6 protein-coding genes and 1 pseudogene are annotated in these 5493 nt (G+C 36.7%); all 7 read right to left on the bottom strand.

Going from position 1 to position 5493, the window contains the following annotated elements; all coding sequences use genetic code 11:
- Window positions 1–549 precede the first annotated feature (549 nt).
- A complete protein-coding gene (locus ACMZ6U_RS09090) occupies window positions 550–1206 on the bottom strand; it encodes a TIGR01906 family membrane protein (RefSeq protein WP_416108097.1) in 657 nt (218 codons plus the stop codon).
- 83 nt (window positions 1207–1289) lie between these two features.
- A complete protein-coding gene (locus tag ACMZ6U_RS09085; RefSeq protein WP_416108095.1) occupies window positions 1290–2063 on the bottom strand; it encodes a TIGR01457 family HAD-type hydrolase in 774 nt (257 codons plus the stop codon).
- A 12-nt stretch (window positions 2064–2075) separates the two neighbouring features.
- Window positions 2076–2693, bottom strand: coding sequence for an NUDIX hydrolase (locus tag ACMZ6U_RS09080; protein ID WP_416108093.1), 618 nt, complete (start codon window positions 2691–2693; stop codon window positions 2076–2078).
- Window position 2694: 1 nt separating this feature from the next.
- Window positions 2695–3435: an acyl-ACP thioesterase domain-containing protein gene (locus ACMZ6U_RS09075; RefSeq protein ID WP_416108099.1), complete on the bottom strand. Its 741-nt coding sequence runs from the start codon at window positions 3433–3435 to the stop codon at window positions 2695–2697.
- Between the two features lie 14 nt (window positions 3436–3449).
- Window positions 3450–3785: pseudogene (locus ACMZ6U_RS09070) on the bottom strand (oxygen-independent coproporphyrinogen III oxidase); the annotation flags it as partial.
- 493 nt (window positions 3786–4278) lie between these two features.
- A complete protein-coding gene (locus ACMZ6U_RS09065; RefSeq protein ID WP_416108091.1) occupies window positions 4279–4839 on the bottom strand; it encodes an NADPH-dependent FMN reductase in 561 nt (186 codons plus the stop codon).
- Between the two features lie 75 nt (window positions 4840–4914).
- Window positions 4915–5325, bottom strand: coding sequence for a peptide deformylase (locus ACMZ6U_RS09060; protein WP_416108089.1), 411 nt, complete (start codon window positions 5323–5325; stop codon window positions 4915–4917).
- Between the last annotated feature and the right edge of the window lie 168 nt (window positions 5326–5493).

The following is a 5493-nucleotide window of genomic DNA, read 5'->3' as shown; positions in this document are numbered from 1 at the left end:
GCAAGTTGCAATTCTTGGATTTGAGATTCCCTAAATTCTTTTGTCATATTCTTATTGTATCGCTATTTTTGATTTTTGTTAAGTATCAACTCTATTATGATTGCTGATAAGACATATTGCAAACGTTTTAGGATTTGACGTTAGTAATGATAATACCCTCTGCTTCTAAGCGCAAAAAACTTGCTCACTAGAAATTATCTTTCTAATTTATAACAGTTAAATAATAACTGTACTAGTACAATTATTATTATTCGTTAGAATGAAATTCTCAGACAAAACCACATATTTTTGCCTCTCTATTGATACTCATTGAAAATCAAAATCGGATATTGTCAAGTTTACCTTGATGAACTTTGGTTCTAGCTACGACGCTTTTTCTAGTCAGATTTTAATTTTCTTCGAGTATTATGTGCCTCGAAGCACTCAACCACTGCTGCTTAGCTGACTAAAAAGGCTGGGACATTTGTCCTAGCCTCATTTCTATTTAAAAATTTTTGATCAGCTGTTTCTGTTAGCGATTAGCCACCAACTTTTGTTGCCAACAAGCCATTATTGATAAACCGTGTCACTCGCAGGGTGTATATGTTTACTAAAAATAGAAAGAAATCCCATCAAAAATTCATAAATCACAAAAAACAATAAAAAACAATAAAAGAAAAAGGTTTCTGGCAAGATATTAATAATAGGATCTGTATAAGGGTTGAAAAGCCATGTGCTATCACCTGGAAACAAAACATGATGAAAAAGCGTAAAAAATTCGTTAAAGCCTATTGAAATAGCAAACAAGCCGATAAGAACTGGTAAAATAACTGCCATAACATACATGCGCTGATATAAAAATAGGATTTTATACCGTATAGAACGATACCAGAAATAACAGGTTGGTAACAAAGTTCCTATAAAAACAAGCTGAACAAGATGAAATAAACCTTTGACATCAGAAAAATGCTTAAGACCATCTTTTGAAGAAGCAAAATCAGGCATTGCCAGCGTATGATGAAAAGGATTCATCAAATAACTTAAAAGATGATTGTAATTTCTTAAAATAGCTGATGTTGAAAGATCAACCATTTCTGGAATGTGAAGCCAAGATATAGCTAAAGGATAGGCTAGCCAAGCAATCAAAATCGTCAATAGAATCGCTAAAGATAGGAGCCAAATAATACTAAGTAAGGCCAAAAAACACTGACTAATACGGGGATACATGTACACCTCAACTAAACTCTATTTTTTATCGTTTGGAAATCAAATTCTACCCATAAATTTACTACAAGTGTCTTAAGGAAAACTTATAGATAATCAAACGACCAATCTGCCAAGGAATCCAGAACATGAGTCGGCTGAATTGGCAAGCTAGGCAACTCCTCTTTTTTAGTAAATCCAGTCAACACTAAGAGTGTATCAATATCATTTTTGATGCCAGCTGTGATATCAGTTAGGTAATTGTCACCAACCATAATAGCTTCTTCTCGCTTAACACCCAATCTATCTAAAGCCTTGTCCATGATAACAGCTTCTGGTTTTCCAATAATGATTGGGGATACACGTGTCGCAGCTTCTAAAAGCGCCAAGAGTGAACCAGCCCCCGGCATAAGACCACGTTCCGTTGGGATATTAAGATCAGGATTAGTACCGATAAAGAAGGCACCCTTTTGAATGGCCAAAGTGGCTACAGCTAACTGGTCATAGGTCACTTGAGTATCTAAACCAACCACTACATAAGCAGGATTTTCTTCATCATGGACGTAACCAGCTGCCGCAATCGCTGTTTTTAGTCCCTTTTCCCCAATAACATAAGCCGTTTTACCGCGTTTCATGTCATTCATATAATCTACTGTCGCTAAAGTCGCTGTGTAAATGGTCTCAAGCGGTGTCTTTACATTGAACTTGCTAGCCAACATGTCCTGAACCATTTCAGGTGTTCTGGTTGTGTTATTGGTCACCAGCATATAGGGAATCTGATGCTCTTGAAGATCAGCAATAAACTGCTCACCAGCTGGAATACGCTCATTTCCTTTATAAATCGTACCGTCTAAATCAATTAAATAACCCTTATATCTCATTCTTTCCTCATTTCAATCAAAAACCGTTTCCCAATACTTGGCCTTATAAGCCTCATAGCACAGACGGATTTGCTTTTCAGTTGTTTTATTTTGGGACAATTCGGGAAGCTGATCAAGCTCAAAGTATTTGGCGTCTAAAGTTTCCGAGTTAGGCTGAAAGGAGCCACTGATATAGTGGCAGAGCACAAAGTGTTTAATGACCCTAATCGCAGTATTAGAGGCGTTATTTTTTCGCTTATCATGCACCGCAACTAAACGCTTAGCTTCTACATCAAACCCTGTCTCTTCCTTGACTTCCTTGATAGTGTTAGACAAGATAGACTCTTGTACGTCACACCAACCTCCCGGTAATGCCCAGAGCTCATTGGCTTCTTGAACCAAAAGGACCTTATCTTCTTGAAAAATAGCCGCTCGTGTATCAATTTTAGGAGTCTGGTAATCATTCTCACTAGCAAAAAGTTCTGTAACCACTGACTTGGGAATTCCAGAAGTTGCACTCATCATTTGACTAGCAATGTCCCGGATTTCCTCGTAGCGCTCACGGTCAAAAACAGCTGGATTATAAGCCAAACCATTTTGGGCTAGGGCTTGTAAACGAACAACCCATTCTAACCAAGCTTCTTCTTTCATCTTAATTCTCCTTGGAAACAACTGCCCACTCAATCAAAGCTTGCGCATGGATTTGCCCTTCTGTCGTAATTTGGTGACGGCTAATCCTACCTTCTAAAAGCACTTCTGAAACAATATCACGGCCGTAGTAAATCTCTTTGACATACTTAAGATCGATGTGTTTTGGATAATGCGTTTTTAGAAAATCAATAGGCATGACATCATAAATCCAGTCCAAGTATTTACTGTTATTGACATGGCCGTTCATATCCAGATCAAAATAGCGGACATGATAATCAGTTTGATCTACATTTTCCAAAACAGGGTATTTCGGACCACGTTTCATTTTCTTGATAAATTCAGAGTCATAGATAGCAATCAATTCTGCTGGAACAGGGGCTACTTTTCGAGTCTCAAAATCAATTAAAACAAAGGTGGTGGCGATGGTCATCAATTTCTGCCCGTCCTGTCCAAAAATATCAAAATCACGGTAACAAAACAGTTTGTTATACGACCTTGCTTCTGTTTCAATAGTGATTTTCTCTGCGAATCTTGGAAGTCTTTCAACACTAATATCATAATCTGTGATGACCCAAACTAAACCATACGTGTCTAAAACATATTGATCTGATACGCCTAGTTCTACTGATTGCATGCCGGAAACTTGCAAAGCAACTGACAATAAATGTGGCAATTTAACACAATGATTCACATCTGTTTCATAAAAGGGAATCTCATAAGTTGTGCTGTATCGTTTTCCCATCATTAACCTTCTTTCTAATCATCATTATCAAGAATAAATTTTTCAGCAACAGTATCTCCTAAAAAGATACCTTTTTGTGTCATTCGAATAGTATCTTCATCGTGCAGCAACAATCCATCTTGAACCAATTCTTGAACAATTTGACCATACCGTTCTTCAAAAGGTAACCCAAATTTTGCTCCAAAATGACTAATTGAAATACCAGCTTTCTTACGTAGGCCTAGGAAAAACTCCTTTTCCATTATTTCCTCTTCGCTTAGAATATCTTCGCCTAAACGTGAGTGACCGTGTTCTGCAATCACCTTTAAATAATGCTGAATTGATCCACGATTACGGTAGCTAACGTCATTAGCCAATTTTCTATCTGGCAACTAAATGTTCAAACTTTCAAAACGAGGTTTTTGTCGCTAATAACTTAACTATTAGCAATAAAATTATTAAACACATTATTTATCTTAACATTTTTTCTAAAAATAGAGAGAAAAAAGACTTAGAAATATAGAAACACTAGACTATCGACAACACTGCCATAATGGTTTCTCCTCTAAGGCTTTATTATATATCCTACTCTATGATTTGAAGGTACTGTCAATAATTTATATTTTGATATCTCTAAAATATTAGAAAAGGATATTTTCTTTTTTTATTGTTATCTCCAGCGCCTATTTTTGACTATCTAACGATACTGTCTACCTTCAATCTTTAATCTCTTCTCTTATTATTACTAAACCATACTGTGCCTGAATATTGCTTTCCAAAAAAGCATACAAAAATCACCAACATTAGTGTGATATTCGTTTGTGTTTTCAAAAAAACACAGAGCTATCTTATCCTAAGCTAATATCAATCCATAAACCGATCAGCAAAAGCTAAGAAATTTGTTACAACCAGTTGTAAAAACGTCGTTGTGTCTGTTCTTAAAAGGTTCCCTTCCTTATCAATCACCTTATGAATGTCAGATAAATAGACTTCTGGCTGAGGCAGGGCTATAGCATTTAAAAAGACCAAAGCCTGGCGCAAATGATGATTGACCCCAAAACCACCCATACTACCAGCAGACTGAGTGACAATCAAAGTAGGTTTACCATTAAAAACAATGTCTGTCATTGGGCGAGACCCTACTTCAATAGCATTTTTTAGGGCAGCAGGAATCGTGCGATTGTACTCTGGGCTAATGATAATTATGGCATCCTGCGCTTTCACTTCCCTTCTAAACCTGTCGTAACTACTAGGTCTTAGACTAACATCTTGGTCTAAATCAGGATTGAAAAGTGGTAGATCATCGATGCGAATCATATTAATCTCCGTATTTTTCGGAAAAAATCTTGAAATAGCCTTGGCTAAAGACTTAGAATACGATTTTTGGCGAATACTCCCTACAATAATGCCAATACGTTTGACCAATTCAGAGCCCCTCCTTCTTATCATAACTAATTCATAGTAATGCTTTTCCAACCTTTCTTCAACCCATTTGTTTGCCTAAATGATAATCCCTTCTAGATGATCTAGCTCATGCTGGCAGATTTGTGCTGGAAAGTCTCTTAACGTAATAGTCTTTGTCATCCAGTTGCTATCGCGATAAGTCACGCTTATCTGCCCATAGCGCTTGGTTGGACGAGTTCCTGTTAAAGAAAGACAAGACTCTTCTGTATCGAAAGGATCACTTATAGAGACAAGCTCAGGATTAAACATCACTAGGTCTACAAAGCCCATGCTGATAATAATCACACGCTTTTGATAGCCAATCATATTAGCCGCTAAACCGACGCAAGTTTCCCTATGATAATCAAGCGTATCCTGTAAATCTTGTGCAATATAAAGGTCTTCTTTGCTTGCACGTTGTGAACTTTGACCTAGAAAAAAAGTATCTTTGACAATTGTTTTAATCATGATAACCCCATTTTACTTCTGAATAACTCTATTTCATTATAACAAAAAACTCAAGACCTTTCATCTCAAGCTTTTTCGGCTCTATAATTTCTGTAGTGGGTAAAATCCACTGCGGATGTTATAGAGCTTTTTGACTGTATGCAAAAAGTCCCACATGACTTATAATGA

Source organism: Streptococcus pluranimalium, assembly GCF_047785745.1.
GTDB lineage: Bacteria > Bacillota > Bacilli > Lactobacillales > Streptococcaceae > Streptococcus > Streptococcus pluranimalium_B.
This window is presented reverse-complemented; position numbering and strand designations above follow the sequence as displayed.